General features: G+C 31.7%; 22 protein-coding genes. All 22 read left to right on the forward strand.

Annotation, left to right across the window (positions count from 1 at the left end; genetic code table 11):
- Positions 1-9 precede the first annotated feature (9 nt).
- The 22 genes from ACWJJ7_RS17745 to ACWJJ7_RS17850 all read left to right on the forward strand — a co-directional run bounded on the left by ACWJJ7_RS17745 (position 10) and on the right by ACWJJ7_RS17850 (position 21,059).
- Positions 10-2,868 carry a penicillin-binding transpeptidase domain-containing protein gene (locus ACWJJ7_RS17745; protein ID WP_462963265.1) on the forward strand — a complete coding sequence of 953 codons (2,859 nt, stop codon included), beginning with the start codon at positions 10-12 and terminating at the stop codon, positions 2,866-2,868.
- Positions 2,869-3,104: 236 nt separating this feature from the next.
- On the forward strand, positions 3,105-3,737 hold the full coding sequence (gene minC, locus ACWJJ7_RS17750; RefSeq protein WP_462963266.1) for a septum site-determining protein MinC: 633 nt from the start codon (positions 3,105-3,107) through the stop codon (positions 3,735-3,737).
- Between the two features lie 14 nt (positions 3,738-3,751).
- Positions 3,752-4,558 carry a septum site-determining protein MinD gene (minD, locus tag ACWJJ7_RS17755; protein WP_462963267.1) on the forward strand — a complete coding sequence of 269 codons (807 nt, stop codon included), beginning with the start codon at positions 3,752-3,754 and terminating at the stop codon, positions 4,556-4,558.
- Positions 4,559-4,572: 14 nt separating this feature from the next.
- Positions 4,573-4,836 (forward strand): cell division topological specificity factor MinE, encoded by a 264-nt coding sequence (gene minE, locus ACWJJ7_RS17760; protein ID WP_462963268.1) that lies wholly within the window; start codon positions 4,573-4,575, stop codon positions 4,834-4,836.
- Positions 4,837-4,933: 97 nt separating this feature from the next.
- Entirely contained in the window at positions 4,934-6,043 is a 1,110-nt protein-coding gene (rodA, locus tag ACWJJ7_RS17765) for a rod shape-determining protein RodA (RefSeq protein WP_462965039.1), read from the forward strand.
- A 104-nt stretch (positions 6,044-6,147) separates the two neighbouring features.
- Positions 6,148-6,519, forward strand: a complete 372-nt coding sequence (mgsA, locus tag ACWJJ7_RS17770; RefSeq protein ID WP_462963269.1) for a methylglyoxal synthase — start codon at positions 6,148-6,150, stop codon at positions 6,517-6,519.
- A 149-nt stretch (positions 6,520-6,668) separates the two neighbouring features.
- Entirely contained in the window at positions 6,669-7,055 is a 387-nt protein-coding gene (locus tag ACWJJ7_RS17775) for an endopeptidase (protein ID WP_462963270.1), read from the forward strand.
- 188 nt (positions 7,056-7,243) lie between these two features.
- Positions 7,244-8,104 (forward strand): M50 family metallopeptidase, encoded by an 861-nt coding sequence (locus tag ACWJJ7_RS17780; RefSeq protein WP_462963271.1) that lies wholly within the window; start codon positions 7,244-7,246, stop codon positions 8,102-8,104.
- A 225-nt stretch (positions 8,105-8,329) separates the two neighbouring features.
- A protein-coding gene (locus ACWJJ7_RS17785; protein ID WP_462962368.1) for an IS3 family transposase occupies positions 8,330-9,666 on the forward strand; the annotation gives its coding sequence in 2 pieces (ribosomal slippage) (positions 8,330-8,711 and positions 8,711-9,666; 1,338 coding nt in all).
- Between the two features lie 243 nt (positions 9,667-9,909).
- Positions 9,910-11,757 (forward strand): TIGR03960 family B12-binding radical SAM protein, encoded by a 1,848-nt coding sequence (locus tag ACWJJ7_RS17790; RefSeq protein WP_462963272.1) that lies wholly within the window; start codon positions 9,910-9,912, stop codon positions 11,755-11,757.
- A complete protein-coding gene (locus ACWJJ7_RS17795; protein ID WP_462963273.1) occupies positions 11,708-12,448 on the forward strand; it encodes a TIGR03936 family radical SAM-associated protein in 741 nt (246 codons plus the stop codon). The genes ACWJJ7_RS17790 and ACWJJ7_RS17795 overlap by 50 nt, the downstream gene beginning before the upstream one ends.
- A 17-nt stretch (positions 12,449-12,465) precedes the next feature.
- Entirely contained in the window at positions 12,466-13,908 is a 1,443-nt protein-coding gene (locus ACWJJ7_RS17800) for a ribonuclease E/G (protein ID WP_462963274.1), read from the forward strand.
- Between the two features lie 148 nt (positions 13,909-14,056).
- Positions 14,057-14,368, forward strand: coding sequence for a 50S ribosomal protein L21 (gene rplU / locus ACWJJ7_RS17805; RefSeq protein WP_462963275.1), 312 nt, complete (start codon positions 14,057-14,059; stop codon positions 14,366-14,368).
- 2 nt (positions 14,369-14,370) lie between these two features.
- Positions 14,371-14,703: a ribosomal-processing cysteine protease Prp gene (locus ACWJJ7_RS17810; RefSeq protein ID WP_462963276.1), complete on the forward strand. Its 333-nt coding sequence runs from the start codon at positions 14,371-14,373 to the stop codon at positions 14,701-14,703.
- Positions 14,704-14,707: 4 nt separating this feature from the next.
- Positions 14,708-15,010: a 50S ribosomal protein L27 gene (gene rpmA / locus ACWJJ7_RS17815; protein WP_462963277.1), complete on the forward strand. Its 303-nt coding sequence runs from the start codon at positions 14,708-14,710 to the stop codon at positions 15,008-15,010.
- A 53-nt stretch (positions 15,011-15,063) separates the two neighbouring features.
- Complete coding sequence (locus ACWJJ7_RS17820; RefSeq protein ID WP_462963278.1) at positions 15,064-15,663, forward strand: Spo0B domain-containing protein; 600 nt, start codon at positions 15,064-15,066, stop codon at positions 15,661-15,663.
- A gap of 42 nt (positions 15,664-15,705) precedes the next feature.
- Entirely contained in the window at positions 15,706-16,989 is a 1,284-nt protein-coding gene (gene obgE / locus ACWJJ7_RS17825; protein ID WP_462963279.1) for a GTPase ObgE, read from the forward strand.
- Positions 16,990-17,040: 51 nt separating this feature from the next.
- Positions 17,041-17,331, forward strand: a complete 291-nt coding sequence (yhbY, locus tag ACWJJ7_RS17830; protein ID WP_462963280.1) for a ribosome assembly RNA-binding protein YhbY — start codon at positions 17,041-17,043, stop codon at positions 17,329-17,331.
- Positions 17,332-17,429: 98 nt separating this feature from the next.
- Entirely contained in the window at positions 17,430-18,029 is a 600-nt protein-coding gene (gene nadD / locus ACWJJ7_RS17835; RefSeq protein ID WP_462963281.1) for a nicotinate-nucleotide adenylyltransferase, read from the forward strand.
- A 10-nt stretch (positions 18,030-18,039) separates the two neighbouring features.
- Entirely contained in the window at positions 18,040-18,612 is a 573-nt protein-coding gene (gene yqeK, locus ACWJJ7_RS17840) for a bis(5'-nucleosyl)-tetraphosphatase (symmetrical) YqeK (RefSeq protein ID WP_462963282.1), read from the forward strand.
- Positions 18,613-18,616: 4 nt separating this feature from the next.
- Positions 18,617-19,891: an LCP family protein gene (locus ACWJJ7_RS17845; protein WP_462963283.1), complete on the forward strand. Its 1,275-nt coding sequence runs from the start codon at positions 18,617-18,619 to the stop codon at positions 19,889-19,891.
- Between the two features lie 214 nt (positions 19,892-20,105).
- Positions 20,106-21,059 (forward strand): RluA family pseudouridine synthase, encoded by a 954-nt coding sequence (locus ACWJJ7_RS17850; RefSeq protein WP_462965040.1) that lies wholly within the window; start codon positions 20,106-20,108, stop codon positions 21,057-21,059.
- The last annotated feature ends 108 nt before the right edge of the window (positions 21,060-21,167 follow it).

Genomic DNA, 21,167 nt, shown 5'->3' on the forward strand with positions numbered 1-21,167 from the left:
GGTGCAATAGTGAGAAGGAAAAATAAAAACAACAATAAATTTTCTAGATTTAATGCTTTAATTGTAATTATGATATTGATTTTTTCAGCTATTACTTTAAGATTAGTGAATATACAGGTAATCAATGGCCGGGTGTATATGGAAACTGCAAATCAACAAAATCATAAGATAATATCTAAAGTAGCACCAAGAGGTGAGATAATTGATAGAAATGGTGCGAAACTTGCTACAAGTAAGCAAAGTTATATAGTGACATTTACTAAAACAAAAGAGAGTGAAGAAAATTTCTTGCCAACTATTGATAAGGTATTTAAAATTATTGATGATAACAAGCAAACTCAGGTAGATGAGTTTGCACTTAAAGTAAAGACTGGTGAGGATAAAAAAGATGCAGAGTATAGCTTTGACTTTAAAACCTCAGATAAAACATCTCAAGAGTGGATGGAACTTAGATTTAAAAAAGATAGAGGTTTTGATGAGGCAGCTATTAAAAAACTCTATAAGGGTAAAAAGAAAGATGACTTAACTGATGATCAACTCAAAAAAGTTGATGAAGAGCTTTTAAAGATTACGCCAGAAGAAGTATATAATCAACTGATAGTGGATTATAAGCTGGAAAAAATCAAGGATTCTAAAAGCAAAGAAGAGCTCAGACGGTATATGGTAGTTAAGGACAATATAAAAATTCAGAGCCTTTCTGGATATAAGCCGGTAGTTATCGCCAACAATTTATCTAAGGAGGTTGCATTTATTTTTGAACAAATGCAACCTGAGATTCCTGGTATTAGTGTTATGACTCAGCCCATTAGAGTCTATCCTAATAAGGATCTAGGTTCAGCTTTCCTAGGTTATATTTCTAAGATAAATCCTTGGGATTCATCTAAGTATGAAGAAAAAGGTTATGATATAAGTACAGATTCTATAGGTACTTCAGGAATTGAATCAGCTTTTGAAGATGTTTTAAAGGGAACTAAAGGACAAGAAAGTATCACAGTTAATAAACAAGGACGTAAAGTTAATACTTTAGGTGAGATTGCAACTTATCCTGGGCAAACAGTACAACTTAATATAGATAAAAATATGCAATACGCTGCAGAGAAGTCTTTAGATGCAGTTATGACTAAATTACAAAATGAAGGTCTTAACCCAGGCCAAAGTGTAAATACAACAAATGCAACCAGAGGTGCTGCGGTGGTAATTGACGTTAAGACGGGAAAGATATTAGCACTGGCAAGTAGACCTGGGTATGATCCTAATATGTTTGCAGAGGGGTTATCTAGTGCTCAGTATGATGAGTTGTTAGGCCCGGTCACAGAGGAAATGGGACTAGATTATATTAGAAGACGAGGGCTTGTAAATATTCAAGGTGTGCTAAAGGATACGGACATGGCAAAATCTAAAGAAGAAAGAGAGAAAATACTGCTTAATTATATGTTTCCACTAGATAAAGGTATAGAAGGAAATACTACTATAAGGAAGGATAATAGTGATATTTTCCCAAAATCAACTTTCAATTATGCAACTAAATCGTTAATACCACCTGGCTCTGTTTTCAAGCCACTTACAGCTATTGCAGGGCTAGAGGAAGGTGTTATAGACGAGAATTATTCAGTGAAAGATGGTGGCGAAAATACTAAGGGCAATGGGGCATACAATCATCGGTACCCATCTGTTAATGCAGCCTGCTGGTTATTTAATGAGCAAGGTTATGGACATGGAATGGTAGATTTAAGAAAGGCTATGAGAGAGTCTTGTAATTATTACTTTTATGATGTAGCCGATAGACTTTATGCAAATGCTGGGGAAAATAAAACTGGGTTAGACTTACTAGCAAAATATGCATGGAAATTTGGTCTTGGCATAGATCCAAAGAGTGATAAAACACCTGCTACAGGTATAGAGATACCAGAAAACTTTGGTCAGGTATACAATTATGAATCCAGTAAAGAAATAGTAGCTAATATGCATAGAAGTACTATGGTAGAATCTCTACAAAGCGGAGCAAAGCCTCTCGATTTAGTTTCGCAAAATGAAAGTGGCAGTGCTAAGGAAATAGATGAAATTAAAAAATTAAATGAAAACAAAGTTAAGTTTCTTGCTTTAATCAAGACAGAAATGAAAAAAGAGGAAGGTTCCATTGATATAAGTATGGTAAAGAAGTTCATTGAAAATTCTCCAGCATTAAAAAGTAATAATTACACAGATAAAGATATTAGTTATTTGGCTCGTATTATAAATCAAGAAATACGTGATTCTAATACTCAAATTAAGACTGCTTCTAATGCATACAATGCAGCCATCGGGCAAGGGTTTAATGCGTTTACACCGCTGCAATTAGCTAATTATGTCTCTACCATGGTAAATGGTGGGAATAGATATGAATTGCATTTAGTTGATAAATTTTTAGATCCAGAAGGAAATGTAATTAAAAAAGTTGAACCTGTGGTATTGGAAAAAACTGGTACAAGTGATGATACAATTAAACTAATTAAAGAAGGTATGTTAGAAGTTACTACTGATCCTCAAGGTACAGCATATAATGTATTTAAAGGTTTCTCTATACCTAATGGAGGAAAAACGGGTTCGGCTACTTTTAATGATGTTACACAATCAGCTCTCGGAAGGACTTCCTATGGATATTATATAGGATTTGCTCCCTATGACAAACCTGAAATAGCTGTTTGCGCAGTGGTTTTTGATGGAGGTCATGGTGGCTGGGTTGCGCCAGTTGCAAAAGCAGTTTATGAGCAGTATTTTAAAGCTGAATTACTTAAAAAAGATCCTAAATATAAATTTATGGTTGATCCAGATGAGAAAACTAGTAATATAGATTTAAATCATACTACTACTGGAAATGGTCACGATTAGTAAAAAAACTAAATTATAAGGAAATTACAACTTTAAATAAACTCTGACAAATTTGTTTGTTAGGGTTTATTTAATTGTAAAAGCATGGAGCAAAAATAAAAAAATATATTTATATTGAAATTAAGCAGGAATTTACTGTTAATATGTTGAAATAATAACTTAAGTTCAATTATGGAGCAAAACAATTATTTATTTAAATGTTACGTACACCAGAGGGGAACTAGGAGGTTAAAATTATGGTTACAGATAAAATAATCATTAAGGGAAATAAAGAGGGATTAAATGTAGTTATAAATATGAATCATTTCAGTGATTTTGATGACATGCTAGAGTCTTTAATTGATAAGCTTTCACAAGGAAAAAAATTTTACAAAGGCAGTACTTTGAAAATTACTACTGAACTTAAATACATAAATGAAAGGGAAAGTATAAAATTAAAGGAAATACTATTTGATGAATTTTTAATTAGTGATTGTATTTTTCAGGATCAAGAAGATTCTGTAGGAAAAGTGTTTACTGGCATTTATGAGGGGAAAACTAAGTTTTTGAGAAAAACTATAAGAAGTGGCCAAAGTATAAATTATCCTGGTAATGTAGTGATAGTTGGTGATGTTAACCCAGGAGCTGAAATATATGCGGCGGGAAATATAATTGTGATTGGTACTTTAAGAGGAGTTGTGCATGCAGGTACAAATGGTAATGAAAAAGCTATAATTGCAGCAGTTAAGTTGCAACCTCAAATACTCCAGATAGGAAACATAGTAACGAGGTCTCCTGAGGATGAAGTTAAGCCTCTATATCCGGAGGTGGCAAAAATTAAAAATGGCAATATTATTGTAGAGCCGTATTTAGCGAATAAATATATATAATGGAGGTAATGCACATGGGAGAATCTATAGTTATAACTTCGGGTAAGGGTGGTGTAGGTAAAACAACTACCACAGCAAATATTGGAACAGCTATTGCATCTATGGACAAAAAAGTAGTAGTTATTGATGGAGATACAGGACTTCGCAACCTTGATGTTTTAATGGGACTTGAGAATAGAGTAGTATTTACATTAGTAGATGTTATTGAAAAAAGATGCAGGTTAAAGCAAGCCTTAATAAAAGACAAAAGATTTAATAATTTATATTTGTTACCAACAGCTCAAACAAGAGACAAGAATGACATTGATATAAAAGATATGCTTTTAATAGTAAAGGAGTTAAAAGAGAATTTTGATTACGTTATTATAGACTGTCCTGCAGGTATTGAACAAGGATTTGAAAATGCTATAGTAGGAGCTGATAGAGCTATTATAGTGGTTAATCCTGAACTTACTTCAGTTAGGGATGCAGATAGGGTAATAGGAAAATTAGATTCTAAGGGTATAGATAGACATGAGGTTATAATAAACAGAATGAACTATGAAATGACAAAAAATGGAGACATGTTATCTGTAGATGATATTATAGAGTGTTTGGCCATTAAATTAATAGGAGTTGTTCCAGATGATAGGAAGGTTACTATTTCAACAAATAAAGGGGAACCAATCGTTCTTGATGAAAAGTCTTTGGCGGGCCTAGCTTTTAAAAACATAGCAAGGCGAATAATGGGAGAGGAAGTATCATACGCTTCACTGGATGGCTCATCATGTAGTGAGAGAGGATTCTTTGCTTCTCTAAAAAGGATATTTAAAGGGATATAGGGGGTAGGGGATTAATGAATTTATTTAAAATGTTTTCTAATAAAATTTTTTCAAAGGATATTGCAAGTGATAGATTAAAGCTGATTTTAATACATGATAGAGCGGACTTTTCACCTGATTTTCTAGAAATGATTAAGGCCGACATACTAAAGGTAATTTCAAAATACGCCGAAATAGAAACTGGGGAAATTGAAGTTAGACTAACAACAACGGAAGAATATGAAGGGAATTCACCAGCACTAATTGCTAATATACCTATTAAAAAAATAAATAGATAAGGTAACAAAGTTATGTATAATTAACAACTTATGCATAGCTTTTTTTTATTAATATGATATAATCATATTTGAGATGGAGGTAGGTTAAACCATGAAGATTTTACAGAACCTAAGACTTAATAAAAAACTTTTAAGAGAATTGGATTATAGTGTAATTATAGTAGCAATTTGTATTGTGATTTTTGGATGTATAAATATTTATAGCGCTACTAATAAGGGTGTTGGGGACTTTTTCGTCAAAAAGCAAATTGTGTCGACGATATTAAGTCTTATTGTAGTGTATTTTATTTTAGTATTTGATTATATGTTAATAGAAAATTACGCTGTGATAATATATTGGGCAGTCGTTATATTGCTAATAATTGGTGATCTTTTTGGGACCGTTACAAATGGTGCAAGGTCTTGGATAAATATAGGCAGTATCTCGATACAACCTTCAGAATTTGCTACACTCGGTATGATAATAATGCTAGCTAAGAAATTAGAAGAAATGGGTGGGGAAATTAACGATCCTAGGAATTTGTTTCAGTTAATATTTTATGCAGCAGTGCCAACAATCTTAATAGTTATTCAACCGGATATGGGAATGGTTATGGTTACTTTTTTTATAGTACTAGGGATATTTTATTGTATAGGATTAGATAAGAAAGTGATAATTGGAGGAATAACTTCAATTGTGCTGTTGATAGTAGGTTTATGGAATTCGCCAATTATGGCAGAGTATTGGAAGGGAAGACTCACAACTTTCTTGCATCCTGAGAAATTTGCACAAGGGTATGGACATCAGCTTATTCAATCAAAACTTGCAATAGGCTCAGGAGGAATTCTAGGACGTGGCTTCGGAAAAGGAGTGCAATTTAATTCGGTTCCAGAAAATCATACAGATTTTATTTTTGCAGTTTTAGCTGAAGAATGGGGACTTATTGGTGCATTAATATTACTATTATTATATGGTATTCTTATATATAGATTAATAAAAATTGCAAAAGAGTCTAAAGATGTTTTTGGAGCTGTAATATGTGTGGGAGTTATTTCGAATTTATTATTTTCAATAATGCAAAACATTGGGATGACCCTGGGGCTTATGCCTACTACGGGAATAACTCTCCTATTTGTGAGTTATGGGGGAAGCTCGCTTTTAACAAGTTTTATTTCACTAGGACTTGTGCTTAATATAGGCATGAGGAGAAAGAAAATAAACTTTTAACGACATTTCAGCTTTGAAAAAGATGATTACAGCTTTGAAAAAGATGATTACAGCTTTGAAAAAGATGATTAACCACATTTAAGTGGATTATATAGGGGGGAAATATGAGAATAGCACTAGTAGCACATGATAAGAAAAAGGATGACATCATTGACTTTGCAAAACGTTATAAAGATATTTTAGATAAACATGATTTATATGGAACAGGAACAACGGGAAAATTAATAAATGAACAAGTGGGACTGGCTGTTACTAGATTTTTATCAGGACCACTTGGAGGAGATCAGCAAATAGGTGCAAAACTTGCACAAGGTGAAATGGATATGATAATTTTCTTAAGAGATCCACTAACGCCTCAACCTCATGAGCCAGATATTTCGGCACTTCTTAGATTATGTGATGTCCATTGTGTTCCACTTGCCACAAATTTAGGTACAGCGGAAGTTTTAATGAGAAGTTTAAAGAATCGTGAATAGAAACAACATGCTCGAGTAAGCACTGCATATTTTGCAGTGCTTATTTTGTTTAAGATGATATAATATATACTTTTTTTCTTATAATATGTAATATAAATGGTAGAAATTAAATATATATAAATAGTAAAAGATTGTTAGAGGGGGATAAAATGGGTAATTATAGTATGCAGTATCAAAGCTATTATAATAATTTGGCAAAAAAGCATAGAAGTGCAAATAGTTTTCATAGTGAAACTAACAAACAAAGTGGAATGTCTAATTTTTATATAAAAAGATTAACCAGAGAATTAATTGGTGTACTAGTATTGTTTATTTTTGTATTATGCTTAAAAGTAGTAGTTACACCTAAAACTCAATATGTTTATAATTATTCTAAGCAAGCAATAAATAAAGAGTATGATTATAGTACATTAATAGATAAAGCGAAGGGCGTTAAGTTTAAAGATGTAGAAGCCGTTACAGTGAATTTCATAGAGAAAGTTAAAAGCAAAATTTCAAGTGGGGATGGAATAAATAGTAAAGATATTACTTTTTGATGATTTAACGACATTTCAGAAGGAAAGTCGCCCTACTTCTATAAGTAGGAGTTCCATACTATAACAAAAAAGAAACTTACGTGGGAGTATAGATTTCCTTCTGAAGTCGTTAATGTATCTTCAAGGAAGATGAGCAGCTCCGCAGGAGATGATTTAATGACAGTTCAGCAATTGCTTTGGGGGATTAATTGATAAGAATAAGTAAGTTATTTATGCCATATATTATTTTGTTAATAATATTAGGATTTAAAGGAGAATTAGTAATAGCTTTTGCTTTTGTATTCATCCATGAGTTGATGCATTATTTAACTGCTAGAATTTTAGGGTTTTCAGGCTTTGATATAGAAATTCTTCCTATAGGAGCCGTACTTAAGGTGAAAGATTTAGATGAAGCGAGTGCTAAAGAGGATTTAATAATTTCTTTATCAGGTCCCTTATTAAACTTATTATTAGCAGTTATTTTTTATGTTTTATTTATATTATTCAATAGACCTTATTTGCATTTAATTTATAGTAGTAATTTAGCTTTAGGTATTTTTAATCTTATACCAGCCTTTCCACTAGATGGAGGAAGAGTGCTTAGAGATATACTTAGTATTAAAACTATATATAGAAGGGCAAATGAAATTTCTATTAGGGTTAGTATGATCCTTGGAAGTACTTTCATGTTTATATATTTTGTAAGTGTGGCAGCTAATAAAAGCAATTTTAATTTAGGTTTAATTTCTATATTTATTTTAATATCTTCGATTAAAGAGAAGGAAAGGATAGTATATTTGATTATGGGTTATATTATTAGGAAGAAATATAGATTTATAAAGAGAGGATATGTAGAGAATAAAAGTATATCTGTTTTTTGCGAAAAAAATTTATTATCGGTGCTAGGAATAATTGATAAAAATAAGTACAATTTGTTTACAATACTAGATGAAAATATGACATTGCTAGGAACTTTGTATGAAGAAGAAATAATTGAGGCAATAAAATCCTATGGTAATATAAGCCTAAGTGAGTACATTGACATTAAAAAATTGAAAGGTACTTCTTAGATTCATCTTAGTGTATGATTTTTATGCGCAAAAAAAGTATATATTACGTATAATGTATTGAAGCGAGATTTAGAACTTCTTATTTTATTTTTAATTAAGATGCGTTAAGAAAAACATATGTTTGAGCGACACAGTAAAATGTACCCTATAGAGTAGACGATTTAAAAAAAACTACCCTATGGGGTTTTTCTATGTATAATGGAATAAAGGATTAGGGGTGAATAAATGAGCATTAAGAATTTTACAGAAAAAGAAGTGAAAGTGTTATCCAAAAATAAATATGTAACAAATGTTAGTATTAAAGGTATAACTTACACTGATGAATATAAACGCATTTTTGTAACAGAGAATGAAAAGGGCAAATCTATAAAAGAAATATTTAAAGAATATGGTTTTGATATAGACGTTCTTGGAAATGATCGAATTAGATCAGCAGCTTACAGATGGCGGACTGCATATAGAAAAAAAGGTGTAATAGGACTGAATGATACAAGGAAATCAATGTGCGGAAGATCAAGAGGGAAAGATCTTCCCATAGAAGAAAGATATAAACGTCTTAAGGTCCAAGTTAATTTACTTAAAGCTGAGAATGAATTACTAAAAAAAATCGACATCCTAGAAAGAAGGCTGGTAAAGAAAAAATAATATTAGTAGCAGAAGAAAAATATATTCTTATCAATTCACAAATTAAAAAATATAAACTCAGAAATATGCTTAGCCATTTATGCAGTGTGTCGGGGGTATCCCGTTCAGGCTACTACAACTATTTCTCAGTTAGTTCACAAGGAGTTAGGAATCAACGTGACGATCATGATCAAATAGTGCGAGATACTATCTTAAAAGCATATAACTTTAAAGGCCGCAAAAAAGGAGCTAGACAAATTAAAATGACGTTAGAAGGCGAATTTGGTATCGTTTACAATTTGAAACGTATCCGTAGGATAATGAAGAAATACCAAATTGTATGTCCTATTAGAAAAGCAAATCCTTATAAAAGGATGATGAAAGCCACCCTCGAACATGCTGTTTTACCAAATCTATTAAATAGAAACTTCAAGCAAAATATACCTGGCAAGGTATTGCTTACAGATATAACTTATTTGTTTTATGGAAAGGGTCATAGGGCGTATTTATCAACGATTAAGGATTCCTCTACAAATGAAATACTGGCATATAATGTGTCAGCTAATATTAAGATGGATATAGTCACTGATACTATACTAAAGCTAAAAAAGAATAGAAATATTAAAATATCTAAAGATGCATTTATTCACTCAGATCAAGGTTGTCATTATACAAGTCCAATCCTTCAAAATCTCGTTAAAAGTTGTGGACTAGGACAATCTATGTCAAGACGTGGAAACTGTTGGGATAACGCTCCACAGGAATCATTCTTCGGTCATTTCAAAGATGAGGCAAACATAAAAGAGTGTCAAACATTAGTAGAGTTAAAGAAAGAAATTAAAAAATATATGATCTATTATAATAGATATAGATATCAATGGGATTTGAAAAAGATGACTCCTGTTCAATACAGAAATCATCTTTATAATTCAATATAGTTTTTTCTAATTGTCCTTGACAAAGGGTACAGATTATAGCGAGTTTATGTTTTTTAGCAAATTAACTAAAAATAAAATTAGTAGTTCTTAGCGAAGTGAATGCATTAATAGTAATATATACTTTTTTCTTTTTCATTTTGAGATTTAACGCTCATGTGTTAAAATAAAATAATGTAATGTGTCTATGGCAGGTACAAAGGATAACTATTATCTAGCCTAGAGAAAAAACGAGGAGTGATTTCTATGAATAAAATTTCAGATGATATCTTATTTAAGGTCGAAAAGCCTGCTAGATACATAGGTGGAGAACTTAATTGTTGTTATAAAGATTTAGAAAAAATTGATATAAGATTTGCTTTTTGCTTTCCTGACGTGTATGAAGTGGGAATGTCACATTTAGGTAGTAGAATACTTTATCATGTATTAAACGAAAGAAGCGACACTTATTGCGAAAGAGCGTTTGCTCCTTGGCCAGATATGGAAAAACAAATGAGAGAAAATAATATTGCTTTGTATGCTCTTGAGAGCAAAGATTCTTTAAATGAATTTGATATTTTAGGATTTACTCTGCAATATGAGATGAGCTACACTAATATACTCAACATGCTAGATATGTCGGGTATTACTATAAGAGCTTCTCAGAGAGGTGAAGATGAACCTATAGTTATGGCTGGGGGACCATGTGCTTATAATCCTGAACCACTGCACGATATAGTGGATTTTTTTGAGATCGGCGAAGGCGAAGAAATAATGAATGATGTGTTAGATATTTACAAAAAGTACAAGGGGCGTAAAAAAGAATTCCTAAGAGAAATATCTAAGATAAGAGGAATATATGTGCCTTCATTATATGAGGTGTCCTATAATGAAGATAACACTATCAAGGAATTTAAGCCTAAATATGATGATGTTCCTAAAATCGTTAAGAAAAGATTCGTAACAGATCTTAATGAAGTTGCTTTTCCAGATAAAATCGTAGTTCCGTATACTGAAATAGTACATGATAGGGTAATACTCGAGACATTTAGGGGATGCACTAATGGATGTAGATTTTGCCAAGCAGGCATGATATATAGACCAGTTAGAGAAAAGAGTACAGCTAACCTTATCGATGCTGCAGATAAATTATTAAAGAGCACAGGGTATAGAGAAATATCTTTAAGTTCTTTAAGTATATGTGATTATTCAGATATACGAAACCTTATAACGACGCTAATTGAAAAACATAAGGAAGACCACGTGAGTGTATCTCTGCCTTCAATTAGAATAAATTCTTTCTCTGTAGATTTAATTAAGGAAATACAAAAGGTTAAAAAAACTGGTGTAACTTTTGCACCAGAAGCTGGAACACAAAGAATGCGCGACATTATAAATAAGGGAGTTACAGAGGAACAAATATTAGAAGCTGCCAGCAGTGTTTTCGCTTCAGGGTGGTCAACTATAAAGCTTTATTTCATGGTTGGGCTTCCTTATGAAACTATGGATGATGTACGAGGCATTGCAGAGCTTTCGGATAAAGTTGTAGCAGAATACTTTAAAATCCCTAAGGAAACACGAAAAAGAGGATTAAGGGTTACTTCAAGTTCCGCTATATTTGTACCAAAACCATTTACTCCATTCCAATGGGCGCCGCAAGCAACAATGGATTCGGTAGCTTTAAAAATAAAAGAAGTTAAGTATGCTATAACAAGTAAGGCGGTTATTTATAATTATCATGAATCTGTAGTTTCGTTTCTAGAAGCGGTAATTGCTAGAGGAGACAGAAGAATTTGTGATGTTATAATTAAGGCATTTGAAAAGGGTGCAAAATTTGATGGTTGGTCTGAGTATTTTAACTTTGAAATATGGAAAGAAGCAATGGATGAATGTGGCGTTTTAGGAGAATTTTATGCTTATCGCGAAAGAAGTTATGATGAAATACTTCCTTGGGATTTCATAGATATTGGTGTTAATAAAGAGTATCTAATACTCGAAAATGAAAAAGCAAAAAAAGTAGAATTAACTCAAAATTGCATGTTAGGCTGCACGGAATGCGGCGTTAATGTTAATTTTAAAGAAGGGACGTGTTTCAACGGTGCGTTATTTAATTAAGTATACTAAAGGCAGTGAAATTAAATTTGTTGCTCATTTAGATTTAATGAGAACCCTCCAAAAAATTATTAAAAGGTCAGTTCTTCCAATAGAATATTCAAAAGGCTTTAATCCTCACATGGCAGTATCTATTGCACAACCATTGTCTGTAGGGGTACATTCCAAGGGTGAATACATGGATGTAGTGTTAGATAGCGAGTTAGAAGAGAAATATATTATGAATAAAATGAATGAAAATACGCCACGTGGAATTGAAATTTTAGATGTGGTAAAAGTTATTCCAGTTGAGGGAAAAAAGAAAGCGCAAGCTATGGCAATTATTGATGCTGCGAAATATACAATTAAATTAAAATGCACAGGTGAAGAGGATGCACTAAAAACATTGCAGAGTATTTGTAGTGTAGGCGAATGGAACATCATTAAGAAGAGTAAAAGTGGAGAAAAAATGATCAATATAAAACCATTAGTGCATAAATTTGAATATGTAGTAGATAGCTCAGTAATTTGTATTTCAGCACTTATTTCTTGTGGAAGTCGAGCTAATTTATCAGCGAAGTTATTAGCAGACTATATGAAGGAAAATATAGAGTCTATTAATAAAGAAGCTTTTGTTGATATAGAGCGGGAAGAAATGTATGCATATAAAGATGATAAATTAGTCACTCTTAGCGAGCTTTTCAAAAATCAGTAAAATAGGAGTGGATTAAAGTGAAAGAAATATATATTGAAAGGCAAGAAGAATTTTTAAGAATAGCTATAAAGGAAAATAACAAATTAAAGGAATGTTTTATAGAAGAAGAGGACAATGGTCCTGTTCCAGGAGAAATATATCAGGGAGTCGTAAAAAATATTGTTCCAGCAATTAAATGTGCTTTTATAGATATAGGGAAGGGCAAAGACTGCTATATGTATCTTGATGAAAAGTTTAAGAATACCAAGGTAAAAAAAGGTGACGAGATTATAGTTGAAGTCTTAAAAGAAGAAATCGATAAAAAGGGAGCTAAAGTTACTAGTGCTTTCGGCATTGCAGGGATTTACTGCGTGGTTGTAAATATGAATAAAGACATAAGTTTTTCTAAAAAAATAAATAATAGAACTTTTGAAACTATGGTGGCAAGTCAACTTGATAAACCAGAGGATGTAGGGATAATGATTAGGACTAATGCCTTTGATGTAGACATTGATACCCTAAATGATGAAGTTCGTGAATTGTATGAAATATATAAAGTCGTTATAAACCGAGCGAAGTATTCAAGAAACCCTATTTTGCTATTTAGTGATGCTGGAGCTTTAAACAGAACTCTACGTGATATTTTAGATAAAAATACTTTTAAAATAGTATTGAATAATGAAAGTGATTTTCGGTATACGAAGAAATTTACAGAAAAACGATCTGATATCAATGTAGAAGTTGAATTACATAATGAAAGCAGAATGTTACTGGATTATTACGGAATAGAAAAAGAAATACTCAGTCTTCGCAATCATAGAATTCCACTAAAATGCGGAGGAAATATTGTAATTGATAAAACTGAGGCAATGTATGTAATTGATATTAATTCTGGGAAGAATACAAAGAGTCGATCACTTCGAAAAACTGCACAAAGCACTAATATTGAGGCGGCGACAGAAATTGCAAGACAAATTAGACTCCGAAATCTAAGCGGAATCATTATAATAGATTTTATTGATATTGAGGATTTAGAAGTGAGAAAAAGTATACTAGACGTTTTAGAAGCAGGATTTGCGGATGATAAAAACAAGACTGTAATTTATCCATTTACTGAGCTAAACTTGGTTCAAATTGCAAGAAGAAGACGTGGAAAGTCTATATATGAGTTTATTGAGGAACCTTGCACGCATTGCGGTGGAAAGAGTAGCAGGGTTAAGCTATCCTATATTCAGTTTTTAATTAAAAATGAAATTTTTAAGATACATAAGGAACAGGGCATAAAAGATATATATATTGAAATTGATGAAAATTACAAAAAGGATATTATGGAGGATGTTTTAGAATTTGCACGTCAAATAGGGGCGTTAGATAATAAAATCTATGTGAATTTTATACCTCATTTAGAAAAATTCAAAGTAGAATCGCTAATTTTCGCAAACCAAATAAGAAATTTGCAAACACATAAGATATATGGGTAAATATACTTTACAAACATATGGATATATGTTAAAATGGCTTTTGTAGACCGCACACATAAGGTTATAAAACATACTTGCTTATAGAAAAATATTTTTACATAAAGGTATGTACCTGAGATGGCGAGACTGGATTGAGGAGGTGTATTTTATGTACGCAGTTTTAGTTACTGGTGGAAAACAATATAGAGTTCAAGAAGGAGACGTTTTATTCGTTGAAAAATTGGATGCTGAAGTTGACACTACCATTGAATTAAACGAAATTCTTGCAGTAGGCAAGGAAGAGGGTTTAGTAGTTGGAAAACCTGTAGTTGAAGGAGCTAAAGTTGTTGCTAAGGTATTAGCACAAGGAAAAGCTAAAAAGATTATAGTTTTCAAATTTAAGAGAAAGTTAGACTATAGAAAGAAACAAGGACACAGACAAGCATATACGAAGATTCAAATCGAGAAGATTGAAGCTTAATTATGGTTAAAGCTGAATTTGTTCGAATTTCAGGTGAAATAGTTTCTTTTAAAATAAAAGGTCATGCAGTGCCTAAAGAAGCACAGTTAGATGTAGATTTAATTTGTGCTGCTATTTCAGCAATTTCTCAAACTACAATCATTGGGATTGAGAAAGTTCTGAAAATTAAGGTAAAGTATAATATAGAGGATGGATTTTTGAATTTAGATTTAAAAGATCAAACTTTAAAAGATATCGAAAGATGTCAAGTTTTACTTGAAACAATGATACTTGGACTTAAAAGTATAGAAATTACTTATGGTAAATATATAAAAGTAGAAACAGAGGAGGTGTAGTACAATGCTAGTTATGAACCTTCAGTTATTTGCTCACAAAAAAGGAGTAGGTAGCTCAAGAAACGGTAGAGATAGTGAATCTAAGAGACTTGGGGCTAAACGTGCAGATGGACAATTCGTTCTTGCAGGTAATATTTTAGTAAGACAAAGAGGAACAAAAATCCATCCAGGAAACAATGTTGGAATAGGTGGAGATGACACTCTTTTTGCTAAAATTGATGGAGTTGTGAAATTCGAGCGAATGGGAAAAATGAAGAAAAAAGCAAGCGTTTATCCTGTTGATGTAGAAATTTCTATAGCTGAATAGTTTGAGGCACCCTTTAAGGGTGCTTTTTTAAAATTCTCTTTTGGAGGATAGTAATGAGTGATTTAGAAAGTTATATAAACTTAATTAGAAAACAAAGACATGATTTTATGAATGACCTGCAAGTTATATCTGGATATTTGCAAATGAGGCGACCGGAAGATGCTTTGGAATACATAGATAGGTTATCCAAGGAAAATGAAATTATCAGTGAGATTTATAGATTACAAGATAATGGATTTTCACTATGCCTTGAGAATAATATTAAGAAACTATGGCAAAATGAAGTAAAAGTAGAAATAAACATCGAAATTAGCAATTTTAAAAATAAAATTTTTGAAATTGGATATAATAAAAAAAGTGATTTGGTTAACACTATATTTATGGAACTAGAAGTTACTAATCAGAAATTCGTATATATTTATATATTTGAAGATGAATTAGGTGAAAGTTTGCTGATTACTAATAATGAAGCTATGTCTGACGAAATGAGTTGGATGGATGAGTGGCAACAAATAGAAACAGAAACAAATGATTTAAGAATTTATAAATGTGTTTTTGATAATAACATAGCCTATAGATTAATATTCAACACCACAGGTGATATAAGCACTTGCGGTGATGTAAGCAGTTGTGGTGCTGGACTAATAAATTAAAATTAAACAAAATAGAAAATGAACTAAGGTAAGGTGAAATATATGTTTATTGATACAGCCAGGATTTTTGTTAAATCAGGAAACGGTGGCAGTGGAGCCGTTTCGTTTAGAACAGAGAAATATATACCTCTGGGAGGACCAGATGGTGGAGACGGTGGAAATGGTGGAGACGTAATATTAGTAGTTGATGCTAGTATGACTACCCTATTAGATTTTTCATATGCAAGAAAATTCGTAGCAAAAAATGGAGTAGGCGGTTCTGGCTCTAAGTGTTATGGAAAAGCTGGAGAGGATCTGTATGTTAAAGTTCCAATGGGGACTATTGTGCGTGACATGGAAACAGAAAAAATAATGTATGATTTAGCTCATGATGGTGATAGTTATAGAGTTTGCAAAGCTGGACAAGGCGGAAAAGGTAATGTTAAATTTTGTACACCTACAAGGCAAGCCCCAAACTTTGCTGAACCAGGAATGCCAGGAGAAGAAAGATGGATTAAGCTTGAACTTAAGATCTTAGCTGATGTTGGGTTATTAGGTTTTCCAAATGTAGGCAAGTCAACATTGCTTTCAGTAGTATCAAAAGCAAGACCCAAAATTGCTAATTATCACTTTACAACTTTAAAACCAAATTTAGGAGTAGTAAGTGTTAAGGGTGCACAGAACTTTGTTATGGCTGATATACCAGGAATAATTGAAGGTGCAGCCGAAGGAGTAGGTCTTGGAATAGGTTTTTTAAGACATATTGAAAGAACTAGAATTCTTATTCATGTGGTTGACATTTCAGGAATTGAAGGTAGAGATGCTGTAGGAGACTTTATAAAAATAAATGAAGAACTTAGAAAATATAGCATTAAGTTATGGGATAGACCTCAAATAATAGCCGCTAATAAGAGTGATTTGTTATTTGATGATGAAGTATTTGAAAACTTTAAGAAGAAATTAAATGAACTGGGATATGATGATAGTAAGATATTTAAAATATCTGCAGCTACAAATCAAGGTGTGGATGAACTTATGAAAGAAGCAGCTAGAATGTTAACTACTATTCCAGTTACGGAACTAATAATAAATGATGAAGATAAATTCATCATAGAAGAAAAGAGATTCACCTACACTATTGAGGTTGATGAAGAAGGAACTTTTGTTGTTGAAGGAAGTTTTGTTGAAAGATTGTTAAGTGCTGTTAATATAAATGAACCGGATTCTCTTAAATACTTCCACAAAGTGTTAAAGAATAAGGGAGTATTTGACGCATTAGTTGCAAAAGGAATTCAAGACGGTGATTTAGTAAGACTACAAAAGTTTGAATTTGAATTCTTATTATAAAAGATAATGAGCGATATTCTTATATTTTAAGAATGTAACTAGGAGGATATTATGATTACAAGTAAACAAAGAAGTTATTTAAGAACTCTTGCAAATCCATTACAACCTGTATTTCAGGTTGGAAAAGCTGGAATAGAAGAAAATTTTTTAAAACAGATAGAGGACATATTAGAATCTAGAGAGCTTATTAAAATTAAAATTTTAAATAATAGTGGAATAACTGCTAGAGAAGCTTCAGATATAATTTGCACGGCTATAAATGCTGAAGGAATACAAAGTATTGGTAGTAAATGTGTATTGTACAAAAGGTCATTAAAAAAGCCTAAAATTGAATTACCATAAAAGCATGTAATTTTACATGCTTTTTCCTTTATATAAATTAGAAAATGTGTTATTATTTTACAGAAGGTGCCTTATTATAATATAAAGAAGGTGTTGCAGTGAAAAAGGCTATTTTTGGAGGAACCTTTGATCCAATTCATATAGGACATGTTCATATTGCCTATGAAGCATTATACAATTTACATTTAGACAAGATTTTATTTATGCCAGCAGGGAATCCACCGAATAAAGTTAATAAAAAAATTACAGATGCTCAAATTAGATATGATTTAGTTAAAAAGGCAATAGAGCACGAAAGCCACTTTGAAATAAGCGATTATGAAATTAATAAAAAAGATAATAGCTATACTTATGAAACACTTGAACTTTTTAGTAAATTGCAAACTAATATAGAGTGGTATTTTTTAATTGGTGGAGACAGCCTAATGGATTTAGATAATTGGAAAAATGTAGATAGGATACTCAATAGTTGTAAGTTGGTGGTTTATGGTAGAGCAGGATTTACAGTGGAAGAACTGTTAAAGCAGAAAAATCATGTAGAACAAAAGTTCAATGGTAAAGTGATTTTTCTTAATATGCCAATTATAGACATATCTTCAACGAACATTAGAGGTGGTATAAAAAAGGGTAGAAATGTTGACTATCTTCTTCCTAAGGGTGTAGAGGTAATTATTGATAAGCTTCAGTTATATAGATAGGGGGATTTAAATGTGGAATGAGAAAGAAATTCTCCATTATTTGAAATTAAGTTTAAAAGAAAATAGATTAAGACATAGTTTAAACGTTAGTGAAACTGCAGTAACGCTAGCAGTTATTTATGGAGAAAATATAGAAAAAGCACGAATTGCAGGCTTAATACATGATTGTGTTAAGAATAAGACTAATGAGGATCTTATAAAACTGGCTATAGAACATGAAATACAATTAGATGAAATATACCTAAAAAACCCACCAATTTTGCACGGATTAGTTGGAAGTATACTAGCTAGAGAAGTAATGGGGATTTGCGACGAGGATATTTTAAATGCTATTCGTTACCACACTACTGGTAGAAAAAATATGAGCCTTTTAGAGAAAATAGTTTATATTGCAGATTATATAGAGCCATTAAGAAAATTTGATGGAGTAGAAGAATTAAGAATTTTAAGTAACATTGATTTAGATGCAGCAGTAATAAAGTCTTTTGACAATACAATAAAATATGTTATAAGTCAAAAGGGATTATTGCATATGGATACAATAGAAGCAAGAAATTATTTATTAAGTAAATATAGTAGGTGAGAGTATGAATGGTAATAAAAAAAAGAAAAAAATAGTGAATTATAAAAGATTTGCAATTGTTATCAGTACTTTAGTAGTGACAGTGCTTGTATTAATTTTCGGGTATCTTTACTTCTACTTAAATAGCTTTAATAATAGTGCATTAGATTTATCCAAAAAAGGATTAGCATCGGAATTAAACAAGGATGATATAGAAAAGATTAAGAGTGATGGAAAAACTTGCAATATACTGGTTATGGGTGTAGATGTGGGTACTCCGGGTGCTACAAATGCTGACGACCCAAAGAGGACAGACACAATGATATTAGCACATTATAATGCAAACGATAAAAAAGTTAATTTGGTTTCTATCCCCAGAGATACTTTAATTACGATAAATGGTAAAAATCAAAAAATTAATGCTGCCCATGCTATTGGTGGTGTGGATTATGCAGTTGCTGCTGTACAAAAGTTATTAGGTGTTCAAATTGACTACTATGGCAAAATTGACTATAAAGGATTTGATAAACTAATTGATGCTATTGGTGGAGTAAATATTGACATAACAAGGAAAATGGATTATGACGATCCTGAACAAGATTTAAGCATTCATTTTGAAAAGGGCACAGATGTCCATTTGGATGGTAAAAAAGCTGAGGAATTCTTTAGGTGGAGAAAAAATACTGATGGTAGTGGCTTTGAAAATGGTGACCTAGGAAGAATAGAAAATCAACATATATTTATTTCTAAAGTTATGAAGAAAATAAAAAGTCCTATTATAGTATTTAAAATTCCAAGTATTTTATCAGCAATAAAAAGTTCTGTAGAAACTAATATGGATGCTAGTGATATACTTAAATATGGACGCATATTTGCAACCATTGGTAATGATAAGCTCTCCATGGATACCATTAAGGGCGATTTAAAGACTATAAAGGGTGTATCATATGTAGTATATAATGAAGCTCAAAATGAAAAGATTATTTCAAAATTAAAGGGTAGCCAGGTACAGAATATTGATAAGTCAAAGCTTAAAATAAAAGTAATTAATGGGACCAAAACACCAGGACTCGCTAGTGACTTTTCAACATATCTTGTAGAAAACGGCTATAATAAAGCGGTAACAGGAAATGGTAAGGCTACTAGTAAAACTAAAATTTTAGTATACAATGGTAATAAAGACATAAAAAATGATTTAGAAAAAGATTTTAAAATAGACAATATTGAATTTTTATCGTCCAGTGATGAAAAATTTGATATAATAGTTTTATTAGGCGAAGATCATAAATTAATGCATTAATCATCTTTTTCAAAGATGTACTCATCTTCTTCGAAGCTGCAAGCATCTTTTTCAGCGACCCAGGAGATGATTTAACTAATCAATACTATGTAATTATGAGGGGAAGAAAAAATGGAAAAATATATTATTAGCACAAAGTTAACGGCTAGAGATTGCGTTCAGGTAGGAAAACTTCCTAATGATGCAATAGTTGAAATAGAAGTAATTGCTATTGATTAATGATAAATTAACATATGTAGTTGGAGCAAACATAGTCGACGTAAAGATAAGAGATTATTTAAAGTATACAGAAAATTTATCAGGCAGATTTATAAAAAGCTCAGGGCTTAGTGGGAAAATAAGGGTAAACAATAAAGTAGCTAAGTTGAATCTTAGAATAAGTTCAGAGGATAAAATAGAAATTGATATGAAAAAAGACGAACATCAAAATATTGAACCGGAGAAGATGGATATAGATGTGGTATATGATGATATAGACCTTATTGTTGTAAATAAGAGGCCAGGAATAGTAGTTCACCCAACTCGTGGTTATCCCAGTGGTACTCTTGCCAATGGAGTTTTATATTACTTTAAGGAAAGAGATGAAAAATGCATTGTTAGACTAGTAAGTAGATTAGACAGGGATACTTCAGGTCTCATAATAATTGCAAAAAATCAATTTTCACATATGGCGTTAGCTAGAGATATGCATAGTAGTGATTTGCAGGTAAGAGACATGCAGGAAAGCGACATGCATAGCAAAACTTTCGAGAAGAGTTATATGGCTGTTGTACATGGCAATATGGAAAATAAGACAGGTACTATTGATTTGCCTATTGGAAACCCTGATGAAGAAAGTGCAAGGAGAGAAGTTTGGGAAGATGGACAAAGAAGTATAACTCATTATGAAGTTATTGATTCTTTTAAAAATGGTGATTTGTTAAAAGTTACTTTGGAAACTGGTAGAACACATCAAATTCGTGTTCATTTAAGTCATATTGGTCATCCACTTTATGGAGATAGCCTTTATGGAGCTTGCGAAAGTCACTATATTGATAGGCAGGCACTTCACGCTTATAAATTAATTATTCCACATCCAAGAACTGGGGAGAAGCTTATACTTAAGTCAAAACTTCCAGATGATATAGCGAATTTGGTAAGTAAACTTAAAGCTGAAAGTGACATATAAAAAAGCACCAAGTATAGACTAAATTAATAGTTTTAAAATGGATCCTATATGATAGACACTAAAAAAGTCTATTCATATGGGATTTTTTTTTGTACAATTAAATTAGAA

It is taken from the genome of Clostridium sp. CM042 (assembly GCF_055080995.1).

What these genes read in the sequence shown, in the direction of transcription:
- minC (WP_462963266.1), top strand. Translation starts at nt 3,105, where the DNA reads ATGGTTACAGATAAAATAATCATTAAGGGAAATAAAGAGGGATTAAAT.
- minD (WP_462963267.1), top strand. Translation starts at nt 3,752, where the DNA reads ATGGGAGAATCTATAGTTATAACTTCGGGTAAGGGTGGTGTAGGTAAA.
- minE (WP_462963268.1), top strand. Translation starts at nt 4,573, where the DNA reads ATGAATTTATTTAAAATGTTTTCTAATAAAATTTTTTCAAAGGATATT.
- mgsA (WP_462963269.1), top strand. Translation starts at nt 6,148, where the DNA reads ATGAGAATAGCACTAGTAGCACATGATAAGAAAAAGGATGACATCATT.
- ACWJJ7_RS17775 (WP_462963270.1), top strand. Translation starts at nt 6,669, where the DNA reads ATGGGTAATTATAGTATGCAGTATCAAAGCTATTATAATAATTTGGCA.
- ACWJJ7_RS17790 (WP_462963272.1), top strand. Translation starts at nt 9,910, where the DNA reads ATGAATAAAATTTCAGATGATATCTTATTTAAGGTCGAAAAGCCTGCT.
- ACWJJ7_RS17795 (WP_462963273.1), top strand. Translation starts at nt 11,708, where the DNA reads ATGTTAATTTTAAAGAAGGGACGTGTTTCAACGGTGCGTTATTTAATT.
- rplU (WP_462963275.1), top strand. Translation starts at nt 14,057, where the DNA reads ATGTACGCAGTTTTAGTTACTGGTGGAAAACAATATAGAGTTCAAGAA.
- ACWJJ7_RS17810 (WP_462963276.1), top strand. Translation starts at nt 14,371, where the DNA reads ATGGTTAAAGCTGAATTTGTTCGAATTTCAGGTGAAATAGTTTCTTTT.
- rpmA (WP_462963277.1), top strand. Translation starts at nt 14,708, where the DNA reads ATGCTAGTTATGAACCTTCAGTTATTTGCTCACAAAAAAGGAGTAGGT.
- ACWJJ7_RS17820 (WP_462963278.1), top strand. Translation starts at nt 15,064, where the DNA reads ATGAGTGATTTAGAAAGTTATATAAACTTAATTAGAAAACAAAGACAT.
- obgE (WP_462963279.1), top strand. Translation starts at nt 15,706, where the DNA reads ATGTTTATTGATACAGCCAGGATTTTTGTTAAATCAGGAAACGGTGGC.
- yhbY (WP_462963280.1), top strand. Translation starts at nt 17,041, where the DNA reads ATGATTACAAGTAAACAAAGAAGTTATTTAAGAACTCTTGCAAATCCA.
- yqeK (WP_462963282.1), top strand. Translation starts at nt 18,040, where the DNA reads ATGTGGAATGAGAAAGAAATTCTCCATTATTTGAAATTAAGTTTAAAA.
- ACWJJ7_RS17845 (WP_462963283.1), top strand. Translation starts at nt 18,617, where the DNA reads ATGAATGGTAATAAAAAAAAGAAAAAAATAGTGAATTATAAAAGATTT.